Genomic DNA, 13,388 nt, shown 5'->3' on the forward strand with positions numbered 1-13,388 from the left:
CGTCATGCAGCTTACTTCAAGGCATCGTCAAACGCGCGTTCCATGCGGCCCACGTCCTTCGAAACCGCGAAGAAGACGAACGGGCCTTTCGCTTTCAGCACATGCTTCTCGATCAAATAATATTCCTCGGGGCGGTAGTCTTTGAATTTGACCGTTTGCGCCTCGATCCTTTGCCTGATTTGATTCATAACGCTTTCGGTTTCGCCCGCAGTCTTGACTTTGATGACGGCGAGTTCATCCGCTTGTACGTTTGATAAAGCCGTATACAGAACGAAATCCGCCACATCACTTGCCTCGATTTGGTATATCTTTTGCAGCTTCTCGGCATCCCCCCGCTGCATCTCGCTTAAGTTTGCCGCTTGCAGAATACGTTCGCCCACTTCGGCGGCCGTTAGTGTTTCGTAAGTCCCGCCACGATCGGAACATCCGCTCAAGATCCCGATCGCAATAGCAAGCGCAAGCACTACGATGCCTCGTTGTTTCATTGCAATCCCTCCGTTAAGTTCAGAATGGACGGGTCTTCGAAAAAGGTTTTGACATTGTACAAGATCAGCATGTCTTGGATTTGACGTTCTTGCACGAGTGTTATGAGCGATTTGTCGGCATACCGAAGATCGACGACGTCGATCTCGCCGAAGTGCTTCGCCAGGAAGGGAATCAAACTGTTGGCATACGAATCCTTGACCACCAGCAGCTTCTTGTCCGCCGGACCGTCCGTCGCGATCCGGACCAGGGCATGATTGCCGTTCAGGAAGACTGCGTATTTGTCCTTCTTGCGAAGGTTGTCCAGTTCGTACAGGGAGTCCGAGATGCGGCCTTCGCCCACGTACGACACCTTGATCTTGCTGTCTTTCTTCGGCAAATAAAGGTCGATCCGGTCGGGCTGCAGGTGGCGAAACCCGCTTTTCGAATAAAGCGAGCCGTAGAACTCGTCCGCCACTTGATGGATGTCGAACGAGTCTTCGTCTTGCGGAACGATCCCCATCCGCCTGCAAAGCTCCCGATAGGCGTAATAAGCGCCTTTGGTTGTCCAATGATGGTCGGTTTTATAGAAAATCGGTTGTTCCCGTTCGGCATCCAGCGCGGAATACACATCGACGAAGCGAATATGCTGCGGCAACAGCCGACGAAACCGGTCCATATCGGCCCGTTCGTCGCCGACGGGAGCATTCGCCGGCAATTTGTCCGCCAGCAGCGCGGCGGCGGTCGGCGCCAGCATGACATACTTGCGAAGACCGGGTGTGGCATGGTCGAAACCCTGGATCGCCCGGACTCTGATCTTAAGGTCTGCATCCGAAGGCGAATTGTACCGCTCCATGAGGTAACTGTCCTTGCCCAGGAAGACGCCGTTGCTGTCCTTTTTGCCCAAGGCACGGTCTGTATCGGTCTTCACGCCGACCCAGGCGTCCCGGAAGGCGAACTGGTCCGACGTATAACGTTCGTAATCGGAAGTGAAATGCCCCGACAGGAGCGAATGCAGCGAGAAGTAGGGCCGCTTTTCCAACACCCGATTTTCCGATTCCGAGAAGATCTTGTCGGGCGTGAGAAAGTTCGCCGCGGCCATCGCGCCGACATAGAACATCAGCAGCAGACCCGTAAGGGACCTGCGTTTCGTGTCGTACCCCTTCACGGCAGCCCCCTCCCTTCAAAAACGGAAATATAAGAACGGATTGTACGTCCCGCCAACAAGGTAAGCCGTCGACAGAACCAATGCGGCGAGGTAAAAAGCCGGAAATGCTATCGAGCCTGCGAGGCGCCATCTGATCTTAAGGCGCGAGGCCATCCGGTGCGGAAGCGGCGTAACGCACAGCGCACACAGCGCGAGCAGGATTCCGTTCGCCGTTAGATCGTAAAGCGCCTGACGATCCGCCCATCCGTGCGCGGCGAAGCCGAACATGGTTCCGATAAACGTCCACGCGGAAGATAAGGTGCCCAATTCAAACCACACCCAGCCGACGATGACGGCGAGAAGCGTGTAGAGATGGCGAACCGCGAGCGGCCAACGCGGCAGCCATTTCAGGAGAAACAGCTTCTCCATCGTCACGAGCAGCCCGAAATATAAACCCCAGACGACAAAGTTCCAACTGGCCCCGTGCCACAATCCGGTCAGAAGCCAGACGACGAGCAGATTCCGGAGCTGCTTGCCGAGGCCCTGCCGGTTGCCGCCGAGCGGAATATACACATATTCCCGGAACCAGGAGCCGAGCGAAATATGCCACCGCCGCCAAAACTCCGTCACGCTTCGGGAAATGTACGGGTAATCGAAGTTTGCCGTCAATTCGAACCCGAACATCTTGCCGAGCCCCCGCGCCATGTCCGAATAGCCGCTGAAGTCGAAGTAAATTTGCAGCGTGAACGCCACGATGCCAAGCCAGGCGGATAGCACGGTCACGTCCTCCGCAGGCGCCGTTTTCACGCTCGTCCACAGCATTCCGATATTGTTGGCGAGCAGCACCTTTTTGACCAAACCTCTAATGAACCATTCTGCGCCTTCTCCGAACCGCTCCAACGTCACTTTGCGCGAGACGAGCTGCCGGGCGACGTCTCCGTATTTGACGATCGGACCGGCAACGAGCTGCGGAAACATCGTCACATAGGTGCCGAATGCGACGATATTTCGCTGTGCCGCTGCCTTGCCGAGGTAGACGTCCACCACATAGGACATCGTTTGGAACGTGTAGAAGGAAATGCCGACCGGCAGCGGAAGATCGGCAGCCTGCAGCTGGAGGTGAAACAGTTGATTCAGATTCCAGGCGATGAACCCGGCATATTTGAAGAAGCAAAGAATCGCCAAATTGCCGAAGAGGGAGCCGATGAAGATCGCCTTCGCAACCGTCTTCCGGTGCCTGAACTTGTCGATCAGGAGCCCGTTCGTATAATCGAAAACGGTGGAGAAGATCATCAGAAAAATATACAGCGGCTCGCCCCATGCATAAAAGACGAGACTTGCGGCGAGCAGAACGGCGTTCCGCAGCTTCTTGGGCGAGACGTAATAAAAGAGCAGTGCGGCGGGCAAAAATTGAAACAGAAAGATCAGACTGCTGAATACCAATTCTCGTTACCTCCAGGAGCATTGTGGACGTTTATCAGTCAATTCGCACGATCTTTCAAGTAATCGAGCAGGAACGGATAAAACGCCGCTTGGAAATGAATACCGTCCTTGTCATACAGATTTGAATGCTCGGCAACGAGCGGAGTCAGGTCGACGTATCCCACTTGCTTTTTGGCGGCGAGCGCTTTGAGCCCTTTGTTGTAATCTCCGATATTTCGGTAACGCGGCTCCGCTTTCTCCGCGTCGGCCGTAACCGGGGTTACCGTCAGCAGCGTAATCTTCGCCTTCGGAAGCTTCGCTTTGATGCTGTCGATCAACTCGGCGTAGTGCTTCAGCGAGTATTGCTTCGGATCGGCCGTCGGCCACAGAATATCGTCCGATCCCAATTGGATGAACACGCGTTCGGGTTTTCGTCCGGCCAGGTCGTCAACGTCTTTCATCGCGAATTCGGCTGTCTTTCCCGCACCGGCCAGCACGTTTTCCTTTTTCAGCACATCGTGATAAGACAGTCCCTCCGTAATCGAATCTCCGAGAAAAATGGTTGTCCGATACAGCAGCTCGTATGAAGACGGCTGCGAAGTCGCCGCCGCGTTCGTTATCGTTCCCGAAGCCGCGGAAGCCGGGGCCTGTCCATGGTTGACTTGATTCCCGCACGCCGCAACCGATAAGGCGACGATTCCGATCGCCAGCACAACCGACATTTTTTTTAGCATCATTCATTTCTCCTTTCGTATGGGTCAAGGAGAAGATTACGCTATGAAAATAAAGATCATATGCAGATGAATTGCAGATCGAATAAAAAAAGCTTCTGATCGAAGCCTGTTCTATGAAGATACTTTCGTGTTTAAGCGGAAGCTTTTCTTGCGAATCAGATGTTTAACGCCTGCGGCTTATAAATTCTGATTCTAAAAAGAAAGCGCAGAACCGAAGTTCTACGCTTCCTTCTTCCTGTTCAATTCAAAGAAAAACAGCACGCCGTCCTCGGTATTCATAGCCCCGTAAGGCGCCCCGTGCAGCTCCAAAATTTGCTTGCAGATGGCAAGGCCGAGCCCGGTGCCGCCGGTCGAACGATGGCGGGAGCGTTCGCCGCGGTAGAAGCGATCCCATATTTTCTCCATCTGGTCGTCCGGAATGTGAGCGCCTTTGTTTTCGATGTATACCTTGACGGTCTCCCGTTCCTCGACGGCCTTAACGAAGACGCTTTCGCCTTCCGGCGTGTAGCGGATCGCGTTCGTCAGGAAGTTCACGACGACCTGCTCGATGCGCAGCGGATTGGCGACCACATAGGCGGGGACGAAGCGGGTATGCAGCCGCAGCCGCTTGCCGGCAATATCCGGAGCCAGCTTCGCGCAAACCCGCTCCAGGATGGCGTCGATGCGGAAAGAAGACATTTCCATCTTATAGGTCCCGGATTCGTATTTCGCGAGCTCCAGCATGTCCGCGATCAGCAGGTTCATCTTCTTCACTTCGTCTTCCATGGCCGAGAAGTAATGCTCTCGCTTCTGGCTGTCCGGCTTGTCTTTAATAATGTAAAGGCAGCTCTCGATGACGCTGAGCGGGGTTTTCAATTCGTGAGATACGCCGGCGATGAACTCTTTTCGCGTTTGCTCCAGCCGCTTTTCCCGCTCGATATCCTGCTCCAGCCGGACGATATGGTCATGCAGTAAGCTTGAAAGCTCGTTGATGTTGCGGGACAAGTTGCCGATCTCGTCATCGGTTGAAACCGGAATTCGGGCGGAAAAGTCCAGGTTGGCCATTCTTTGCGTCGCGTCGTTCATGCGAAGCAGCGGACGGGCAATGCGGCGGGTATAATAAAAAGAGGCCAGCAGGACAAGCAGCAAGGTGCCTAACACGATATAGCCGTAATACTGGATCATCACTCCCGCGGCTTCGTTCACGGGCTGGAGCGACGTCATGGCAAACAAGTACTCGGCGTTTCCTGTCCGATCCGTCAAGCGTTTGACGAATATTTTGTAAGGAACGTTGTTTTCCTCGTAATCGCTGACGGTATCGGCTTTTCCGCTGAAATCTCCGTAGAGCAGTTCGGCTTGAAAAGCTTTCACCCGTTCCAAAAACAAATGGTTCGTATACCGCGATTCGTTCGCTCCCTCCGGCGTCCGGACTTGCGTTAGCGTACCGTATACCAAAGCGTTAGGGTAACGTTCGTGATATTCGGTCGGGCTCTTGAACCTCGGGACGACTTCGTATTCCTTGCGGTTGAGCTGTCCGTTTTCCAGACGGTTTTCCTCCCGCAGATTGGAGGCGTTCCTCCCGATCCGCTGCGGGAACAGCTGCTTGTCGATCAGGACGCCTTCGATGGCGATGCGTCCCCCCGGTTTAACGAGGATGTCGGATCGAAGCGGATTGTCGGCGCTCAAATCTTCCACATTCATGACCGTGTAGAGCGGAATGGCAATTGTTCGGCCAGATAGAGCGGAAGCGTCCGCCGAATTCTCCAATCGCACCTCCATTTCGAAGTCGTCCGCATACTTCAAGCTGCCTTCGGAGTTCAGCACGGTAATCCAGGTGTTGTATTTTTGATAAAATTGCTGCTCGTTCCGGAACGCGGTCCGGGCATCCCCGGCATTTCTCCAATCTTCTTGAGAAGCGGCTTGAAGGGCGGTCCGAACGTTATCCACCTTCTTATACACGTAGAACATCTTGAAAAACAAGGTTTGTCCGGCAAAGATACTGGCGATCACAAATGTGCATAAGCCTGTTGTAAGCAGAAACAGCTTGAAGACGATGCTCTTCCTCATGGCCGATCCTCGAATTTGTAGCCTGAACGAACGACGGTGACGATCCGGCATGCATGCTCGCCCAGCTTGGAACGCAGATTGCGGATATGGCTGCTTAAAGTACGATCGTCGCCGGCGAAGTCGTAGCCCCAAATTTTCGAGATGAGTTGATCCCGTGTGATAATGTTGCCTTTGTTCTTCATCAGGCAGGCCAATATTTCGAATTCCGTATGCGTCAGGCTGCAGAGCTTCCCGTCCAGCGTAACGGTGCGGGACGGGAGATGGACCGCAATCCCCCCGCCGGACAACGTATCCCCCGGCTCGCGGATTTGCCGGTTTTCCAGCAGCCGTTTCGTTCGCGCCAGCAGGATGGGAGGGCTGCAAGGTTTGACAACGTAATCGTCCGCACCGAGCTCAAATCCCAGCAGCGTGTCGTTCTCGTCCGACCGGGCCGTCAACATCAGAATCGGAACGTTCGACGTCTTGCGAATCCGCCGGCAGACGGACCACCCGTCCAATTCCGGCAGCATAATGTCCAGAATGATCAGATCGATCTCATGCTCATGAAACAACTCCAAAGCCCGGCTCCCATCGCTCGCCTCCACCACGCGGAAGCCTTCGTCCAACAAATACTCCTTCATGATTTCCCGCAGTATTTGTTGATCTTCCACGATCAAGATCGTTTTCGGCATGACGTATCCCCTCGATAAAGTTTTATAAACACGATGTTACCATGTTTAAGAGGGCGCCTCAATTTAACTTTTATTTCCTCAGCCTCGCTATTTCCTCCTTAAATCTTTCTGCAAATTTTGGTACACTGGTTTTTGTAGGAAATGAGCATTGTTTCCATTGAAAGCGAATTCATGATCTGATCGTTCAACAAAACCTGCACTCGGGGGGAATCGATTTGAAGAAAACGTGGCGCAACCGTCTGCTCCTTTCCTATCTTCCGGTGCTGTTCATCACGATCTCGATGCTGGTCTTCATCTCCGTGTCTATCATCAGCGAAATCTCTGTGCACGAGACGGAAAAAGCGAACCGGATTTTTACCGAATATGTCAGCGACTCGATGCAAAATTCGCTTCGAAACATTGAGCATCTGGTTCTCGAGGGAGTTAACAGCAATCCGGCTTACGCTGATTTTTTCGAAATGGCCGGCGGAGAAAATCAGCTGCTGGTCAATTATTTGGTATCCCGGGAGATCGGCAAACTGATCGAGGAGAACCCGCTGATTCACTCCATCTACTTATACAGGTCGGCGGATAAAATCGTCCTGTCCAAAAGTCTCTACTCCCGGTTGACCGAATTTGAAGACAATGCGTTTCTGCAGGAGGCGCTCAGCAAGCCGGCCAGCGCAATGTGGTCGCCGGTCCGGAAGTACGCGGAGTTCAGCTCCGAGCCGAAGGTGGGCGTCATCTCCATGACCAAGAAGGCGCTGCTGCCCTTCGGCAATCAAGGGATCATCGTCGTCAACGTTAAAGTGGACGCGCTCTTGCAGTTCGTTCATGAATCGATTAATCCCGATATCACGTTTCTTGAAATTCAGACCGCCGATCGCGAGACGGTGTACCCGCTTCCCGAAGCCGCGGCAGCCCGGCCCGCGGACAACAAGCACCAAGGCAAAGTCGTAACCCGCCTCCATTCGGATTATATCGGGTGGGATTTTATCAGCGGGGTATACGGCGGCGTTCTTTTTAGCTGGGTGACCGTCATTTCAAGAATTTGGATCGGTATCGGGGTATTGACGGTGCTTATCAGCCTGATCTTCACCTTCGTTCTGACAAGGCGCAACTATAAGCCGGTGGAGGACATCGTGCAGCAGATCAACGCCTACGGGAAAAACCAACTCAAGGGAGGAGGCAGCGACGAATTTTCCTATATCCGGAAAGTGCTGGACAACCTGTTTCAGGAGAAAAACGTATACGAGAAGCGCCGCATGGAGGACTTGCCCGCAAAGCGAAAGCAGGCGTTCCTGGAACTGATCCACGGGCAAGGCCACGCCGACGACAGCGTCTGGAAAGCGCGTATGGCGGAATTTCACCTGCCGGACGATTTCAGCTGCCTGACCGCCACCGTGGTGGAAATCGATCATTACGAGCGGTTTAAAGAGTCGTATTCGTTACAGGACCAGCACCTGCTCAAATATGCTCTGGCGAACGTATCGAAGGAATTTTCCGGCGGCCGAATATGGGAGGAATGGATATCCGGCAGCCGTCTGGCGATTTTGTATCTGGACAATGCCGCTTCGTCCTCTGATCTGGAGACTCGCGCCGCCGATATGCTCGAGCATTTGCGGGTCTGGGTGGCGCTGAATTTGAAATTTTCCGTCACGATCGGTGTCGGCCGTCCGGCCGCCGGGGTGCGCGAGGTTTCCGCCAGCTTTGAAGAAGCCGTGGAGGCGCTGCAGTTTAAAATGTCCCTCGGCAGCAATCAGCTGATCTCGTTCAAGGAGCTGGAAGAAGAACGACCGAGGGATACGCGGGTTTACTTTCAGCTGTTCGATGCCATGCTGCAGGACCTTCGCATGGGCAGCGCGTCTTTTCCGGGCCGGCTGAGCTCCTTCGCCCAGTACCTGGAGCAGGACGTTCTTCCGCAGGAGGTCGTCGATCATTTGCTGCAATATTGGATCAACATTGTGGAGCGCTCGATGCTCGAGGCCGAGCCTGCGCTCGGAGAATATTGGCGCACTGCCGTTCACCCCGAGCTGACGGCCGCCGCAGAACGGGCGGAAACGCTCGAAGATCTGCTGCCGGCGTTTGTTTCCGCCTTCGAAAAATTGCACGCCAAGCAAGTCTCGCTGCAAGAGTCCAAAAGCTATCATCATCTCATCCGCGAAATCCGCGCCTACATTGAAGAAAACTACGCCAACCCGGACTTATCGTTAAATCATATCAGCGACAAATTTTCCATAAACGGCAAGTATTCCAGTCAATTGTTCAAGGAGCATTTCGGCATGAAGTTCGTCGATTTCCTCGTCAACCTGCGGATGGATCATGCCAAGAAGCTGCTGCACGAAACCGAGGAGCCGATACAGGATATTGCCCTCAAAGTCGGTTATCTCCATTCGATCTCCTTCGGCAGAACGTTCAAGAAGGTCGTTGGCGTCACACCCGGCGATTACCGCAAATACAGGCAGCTGGCGCCGGAGGAAGAACATTGAATCGCAAGATCGTGTTTTTTGAGTATCAACGGCCTATCGATCGGGGTAAAGCGTGTCGGTCATAGGTTTGCGGGAGCAAACAAGACCGGTAAACGCGAACTGGCAGCGAGCATTCCCTCCCGGCGGGCGGGTCCAGGGCGTAAGCGCCCAATGTTGTCAGGTTACAGGCATGGGCGAAATCAAGGGTTGAACCATATAAGAGCGAACGACACTAGGAACGTTATTCCTCGAAAATAAGTAGTTTATAAAAATAGCGGAACACACGTTCGCTATTCTCGGAAAAATGGGTGATTTGAAAAAATAGAGGAACTGAGATGCGCTAAATCGGTGAAAAATGGCTTGAGGAGTGGAGAAACAGACAAATACCGCACCTGAGTTCCGCTAATTTCCAAAAATATCCGAAATCGCCCCACTTAGCGAATCATAGTTCCGCTATGTTCCCGCTTAACCTTACAACATTGCGCTGGGGGGCGCCTTAAGGGCAGCCGGCTACGGAAGCCTGCAGGGGGATTTGATGGGAAAATAGACGATGGCGCCCATTTTCATTCCCCATTGTGATGCTCGGTCATCTTGTTTAGGGGGTGCTCCCATTATAAGAAACCGGAAATATGTTTGTTGCCGGAAAATGGTTGCCTCCATGTGCAGGGCTCCTTACGGCGATTTGGTAAAGCGGCGGAATCATGTTGATTGCCGCCGTTTTGCTTTCCCGGTATAACGGAATCAGATCCGGCGGATGACGCCGGCGGGATCGCATATCGAACGAATTTTTAAAAAGGAGATGGCTCTCTTGAGAAAATCGTTAGCGAAACGGATGCTCGCCTGCTCGGTATCGGCGACGATGGCATTCAGCATGCTGACCGCATGTACGAGTAAGGAAGGGTCCGGCAATGAACAAACAAACGCCAAGGACCAAGGGAAAACGGCTGCTCCGGCACCGGCGCAGCAGGTTACATTAAAAGTCGAGGTGTTCGACCGCGGCAATTCCCCGACGGGAATGACCGTAACGGACAATCTGATGACCAAATGGGTCCAGCAAAATTTCGGGGACAAAAACAACATCAAGCTCGAATACGTGCCGGTACCGCGGGCACAGGAAGTGGATAAGCTGAACGTGCTGATGGCCAGCGGGGATGCCCCGGATATCGTTTTTACGTACGACTCGAACCTCGTCTACAAATATGCGCAGCAGGGAGGCCTAACCGACCTCGGCAAGCTGATCGACGAACATGGCGCGAACCTGAAAAGCTACCTGGGGGCGGATACGCTCGCGAACGGCAAGTTCGACAATGTCCAGTACGCCATTCCGGCCAAGCGGGTTTATTTGGGCAAATACTCCTCCATGATTCGCCAGGACTGGCTGGATAAACTGAACCTGCCGGTGCCGAAGTCGACGGAGGAAGTTTACAACACGCTGAAAGCGTTTAAAGAGAAGAAGCCCGGCGGCGATCAAACGATTCCTCTCGGCTTCGGGTTGTTCGAGGCTTCTTATGAACCGATCATTTATTCCTTCCTGAAAACCAATATATCGGACGAAGAGCGATTCACGTTGACGCAGCGCTTCGGATCCTCCGACCAGCCGGTCACGCTGCCCGGACATAAGGACGGGGTCCGCTTCCTGAACAAGCTGTACAACGAGGGCCTCATGAGTCCCGACTTCGCTTTGGATAAGGATAAGAAGAAGCTGAACCAGGATGTCATGGCCGGCAAGACGGGCATGTATGCCGAGGATGCAGGCACCAGCTACGGCATCGGAGCCAACCTCGAAGTGCTGCAAAAGAACGTGCCGGGAGCGAAGCTCACGCCGATCGATCCGTATACGAACGATCAGGGCAAGCATGCGAAGCCTTCTTATATTCCTGCCGGCATGTTCATCATGGTTCCGAAATCGAGCAAGCATGCGGCCGAAGCCGTGAAATATTTGAACTGGATGGCCCAGAAGGAAAACATGTACATGATGGCCTTCGGGGTGGAGGGTAAAAACTACAAGCTGGAAAACGGCATCCCCACGACCATCGTGTCCGACGATACGAAAAACCTGCTGTACAACTTCGGCGACATGCTCATTGTGACCAACGGCATCGATTTCGGCGATCCGGAGAAAAACGTAGCCGCCCAAGTAACGGGTCTGCCGGAGGAGCAGCGCAAAGATGCGGCTATTGCCAAAAAGAACGGCCTCACGGACGGCATTCCGCAGATTCGTCTGCCGCGGCCGATGCAATCCGAGGTGAAATACACGAAGGTGCTGAAGGACAAATACCAGGAGCTTCTCGTCAAAGCGATCATCGCCAAGCCGGCGGACTTTGACAAGGTGTATGACGCGGCGCTGCAGGACTACATGGCCAACGGCGGGGCGGAAATTGCCAAGGAGAGAAAAGAATTGTATCCGCAAATGAAAAAATAAGCTATCGCTTCATGCATGGGGGAGACGCCTCTCTCATGCATGAGCCTTTTCATACGGGTGTAAGGAGATGAAGAGTATGGGAGGCTTACGAATTTATATTTCGCGGTACTGGCAGCTATATGCGCTGCTGGCGCTTCCCGTCTTATATTTTGCCGTTTTCAAATACGGCCCCATGTACGGAGTGACCATAGCGTTTAAAGATTTCAACTTCTTTCAAGGCATTAACAAAAGTCCATGGAACGGGCTCGCTACTTTCCGCGATATCTTTCAAATGCCGACGTTTTATACTGCGCTGAGAAATACGTTTATGCTGAACTTTCTCGATCTGCTCGTTTCGTTTCCGGCCCCGATCATCCTTGCCGTTATGCTGAACGAACTCCGAATCCGATGGTTCAAGAAGCTATCGCAAACCATTTTGTATCTTCCGCATTTTATTTCGTGGATCATTATCGGCGGGATCGTATACCAGGTTTTCGCGACGAAAACGGGGATCGTCAATATCCTGCTCGGCAAAATGGGAATCGAACCCGTTCCGTTCCTTTCCGATAAGTACGATTGGCTGATCACTTACCTCGGGACCGGAATCTGGCAAAGCGCGGGCTGGGGAACGATCATTTACCTCGCCGCGATGACCGGCATCAATCAAGAGCTTTACGAAGCGGCGGAGTCCGATGGAGCCGGAAGACTGGCGAGAATATGGCATATTACGCTGCCCGGCATCAAACCGACGATCATCGTCCTTCTGCTGCTGAGGCTGGGGGAGATGGTGCAAATCGGCTTTGACCGCCCGTACGTGCTGGGCAATGTGCAGGTCAGCGAATTTTCCGAAGTGCTCAGCACGTTCGTCTACAAAATGGGCATGCAAAACGGCAATTATTCGCTGGCGACCGGCGTCGGCTTTTTTCAAGCGGTCGTGGGGCTTGTCTTCATTTTGACCTCCAACTACATCTCCAAAAAAACGACCGATCAGGGCATTATTTAGGGCTCAGCCCGAAGGGAGTGTTAGCATGGGTGCAAAAACGGCAAACCGGGCCTTCGATGCGGTGAACATCACGCTCCTCAGCTTATGTTTGGTGCTGTGTTTGGCTCCTTTTCTTCATATCGCAGCGATTTCGCTCAGCTCCAATCGTCCGATCCTGTCCGGGGAAGTCACTCTGTTTCCGATCGAATGGAGCGTGCAGGCGTACGAGCGGGTAATCGGCGATGCGACGATGCTGAGATCGCTCGGTTTTACCATCATCTTAACCGCATTATATACGGCGATTTGTATGGCGATGACGATTGCCGCCGCATATCCTTTGACCAAGACGGAGCTGAAGGGCCGGAAGTTCGTCATGTATATGATCGTCATCACGATGTTTTTCAGCGGCGGCATCATTCCCGAATACATTTTGGTTAAACAGCTGAACTTGTTGAATACGGTCTGGTCGATGATCCTGCCGCTTATGATCAATCCGTTTTACATGATCATTTTGATCACTTTTTTTCAATCGATTCCAAAAAGTCTGGAGGAATCCGCCGAGCTCGACGGCTGCAGCTACTTTCGGATGCTAACCCGGATTGTCCTTCCTCTCTCCATGCCGGTTCTCGCCACGTTAAGCCTCTTCTATGCCGTAAACCGCTGGAACGGGTTCATGGACACGTTATTTTACATCACGGACCCGAAATTATATCCGCTGCAGCTTAAGCTGTATCAGCTGATCATGAACAGCATGGCCGCCGATTTATTGCAGATGGAAGGAAGCCGGATCGTCGAAATTGTGCCCGAGAGCCTGAAGGCCGCCAACATCATGTTCGCCACCGTACCGATTCTGATCGTATATCCGTGGCTGCAGAAGCACTTCGTCTCCGGCATTATGGTAGGCTCGGTGAAAGGGTAAAGAGCATGGCCGGTCAGGGAGACCGGACCGGGAAGTGCAGGGGATCGGCATATCCGTCCTGATTGGGGACTTGAAAGACTCCGAAAAAAAATCCGGAGTCTTTTTGCTGCGTTCTTGAGCTCTTGGCGCCTGCAACGACGTTCGTCAAAATCGGGTT

Annotated in this window: 10 protein-coding genes; 4 read left to right on the forward strand and 6 right to left on the reverse strand. The window is 53.2% G+C overall.

Translation table 11 applies throughout. From position 1 onward, the window contains the following. Nucleotides 1-11: 11 nt before the first annotated feature. From MYS68_RS01920 to MYS68_RS01945, 6 genes are all read right to left on the reverse strand, one after another. Nucleotides 12-485 carry a DUF4358 domain-containing protein gene (locus MYS68_RS01920; RefSeq protein ID WP_248924201.1) on the reverse strand — a complete coding sequence of 158 codons (474 nt, stop codon included), beginning with the start codon at nt 483-485 and terminating at the stop codon, nt 12-14. Next, entirely contained in the window at nt 482-1,630 is a 1,149-nt protein-coding gene (locus MYS68_RS01925) for a DHHW family protein (protein WP_248924202.1), read from the reverse strand. Before MYS68_RS01925 ends, MYS68_RS01920 begins: the two co-directional genes overlap by 4 nt. A 15-nt stretch (nt 1,631-1,645) precedes the next feature. Further along, nucleotides 1,646-3,052 carry an MBOAT family O-acyltransferase gene (locus tag MYS68_RS01930; protein WP_248924203.1) on the reverse strand — a complete coding sequence of 469 codons (1,407 nt, stop codon included), beginning with the start codon at nt 3,050-3,052 and terminating at the stop codon, nt 1,646-1,648. A 38-nt stretch (nt 3,053-3,090) separates the two neighbouring features. Then, nucleotides 3,091-3,765: a GDSL-type esterase/lipase family protein gene (locus MYS68_RS01935; protein WP_248930783.1), complete on the reverse strand. Its 675-nt coding sequence runs from the start codon at nt 3,763-3,765 to the stop codon at nt 3,091-3,093. Between the two features lie 219 nt (nt 3,766-3,984). Next, on the reverse strand, nt 3,985-5,811 hold the full coding sequence (locus MYS68_RS01940; protein ID WP_248924204.1) for a sensor histidine kinase: 1,827 nt from the start codon (nt 5,809-5,811) through the stop codon (nt 3,985-3,987). Beyond that, nucleotides 5,808-6,482: a response regulator transcription factor gene (locus MYS68_RS01945; RefSeq protein WP_248924205.1), complete on the reverse strand. Its 675-nt coding sequence runs from the start codon at nt 6,480-6,482 to the stop codon at nt 5,808-5,810. The genes MYS68_RS01940 and MYS68_RS01945 overlap by 4 nt, the downstream gene beginning before the upstream one ends. A 215-nt stretch (nt 6,483-6,697) precedes the next feature. Here MYS68_RS01945 and MYS68_RS01950 point away from each other — a divergent pair, with 215 nt between their 5' ends. From MYS68_RS01950 to MYS68_RS01965, 4 genes are all read left to right on the forward strand, one after another. Next, the gene (locus MYS68_RS01950) at nt 6,698-8,950 is read left to right on the forward strand and encodes a helix-turn-helix domain-containing protein (RefSeq protein ID WP_248924206.1); all 2,253 of its coding nucleotides are present in this window, start codon (nt 6,698-6,700) and stop codon (nt 8,948-8,950) included. A 778-nt stretch (nt 8,951-9,728) separates the two neighbouring features. Next, the gene (locus tag MYS68_RS01955) at nt 9,729-11,351 is read left to right on the forward strand and encodes an extracellular solute-binding protein (RefSeq protein WP_420852199.1); all 1,623 of its coding nucleotides are present in this window, start codon (nt 9,729-9,731) and stop codon (nt 11,349-11,351) included. Nucleotides 11,352-11,427: 76 nt separating this feature from the next. Further along, nucleotides 11,428-12,333: an ABC transporter permease gene (locus MYS68_RS01960; protein ID WP_248924207.1), complete on the forward strand. Its 906-nt coding sequence runs from the start codon at nt 11,428-11,430 to the stop codon at nt 12,331-12,333. A 25-nt stretch (nt 12,334-12,358) separates the two neighbouring features. Then, nucleotides 12,359-13,231 carry a carbohydrate ABC transporter permease gene (locus MYS68_RS01965; RefSeq protein ID WP_248924208.1) on the forward strand — a complete coding sequence of 291 codons (873 nt, stop codon included), beginning with the start codon at nt 12,359-12,361 and terminating at the stop codon, nt 13,229-13,231. Nucleotides 13,232-13,388 lie beyond the last annotated feature (157 nt).

This window comes from Paenibacillus hamazuiensis, from assembly GCF_023276405.1.
Lineage (GTDB): Bacteria > Bacillota > Bacilli > Paenibacillales > NBRC-103111 > Paenibacillus_AF > Paenibacillus_AF hamazuiensis.

What these genes read in the sequence shown, in the direction of transcription:
- MYS68_RS01960 (WP_248924207.1), top strand. Translation starts at nt 11,428, where the DNA reads ATGGGAGGCTTACGAATTTATATTTCGCGGTACTGGCAGCTATATGCG.
- MYS68_RS01940 (WP_248924204.1), bottom strand. Translation starts at nt 5,811, where the DNA reads ATGAGGAAGAGCATCGTCTTCAAGCTGTTTCTGCTTACAACAGGCTTA.
- MYS68_RS01955 (WP_420852199.1), top strand. Translation starts at nt 9,729, where the DNA reads ATGGCTCTCTTGAGAAAATCGTTAGCGAAACGGATGCTCGCCTGCTCG.
- MYS68_RS01945 (WP_248924205.1), bottom strand. Translation starts at nt 6,482, where the DNA reads ATGCCGAAAACGATCTTGATCGTGGAAGATCAACAAATACTGCGGGAA.
- MYS68_RS01935 (WP_248930783.1), bottom strand. Translation starts at nt 3,765, where the DNA reads ATGCTAAAAAAAATGTCGGTTGTGCTGGCGATCGGAATCGTCGCCTTA.
- MYS68_RS01920 (WP_248924201.1), bottom strand. Translation starts at nt 485, where the DNA reads ATGAAACAACGAGGCATCGTAGTGCTTGCGCTTGCTATTGCGATCGGG.
- MYS68_RS01965 (WP_248924208.1), top strand. Translation starts at nt 12,359, where the DNA reads ATGGGTGCAAAAACGGCAAACCGGGCCTTCGATGCGGTGAACATCACG.